This window comes from Thalassobacterium maritimum (genome assembly GCF_031127805.1).
Taxonomy (GTDB): domain Bacteria; phylum Verrucomicrobiota; class Verrucomicrobiia; order Opitutales; family Coraliomargaritaceae; genus Thalassobacterium; species Thalassobacterium maritimum.
On sequence record NZ_JARXHW010000305.1, the window covers coordinates 1 to 322 of the forward strand.

Below are 322 nucleotides of genomic sequence, written 5' to 3' on the forward strand. Positions count from 1 at the left end.
GGAATGTCAAAAAAGAAACAGATGAGCCAATCAGAGATGAAAACTTTCATGGAGCGTTTAAGAACGCGCCCGGAACTCTACGAGCAGTTCAGCCGAATCTTGGATTTATCCGATCCCCAGTCAGGCGGGAAAGGCTTGGACTTGAATCTGTTGGAAAGCTTTCTGAAGCCTGAAATACGTGAGACTGGCCGTGTTGCTGTCTCTGAGTTTGCAATACAAACGGAGGATAGGTGTGGCGATGCCGCCAAAGAAGCGCAGATGCAGCAACGCGAAAAAAAACTTTAAAATTTTACACGCTTTACGGAGTCGTCGAACTGAAAGA

General features: G+C 46.6%; 1 protein-coding gene. It reads left to right on the top strand.

The window, feature by feature from the left end; all coding sequences use genetic code 11:
* The coding region (locus QEH52_RS20430) for a hypothetical protein (RefSeq protein ID WP_308952801.1) at positions 1 to 285 on the top strand (285 nt) is incomplete at its 5' end.
* Positions 286 to 322: the final 37 nt, after the last annotated feature.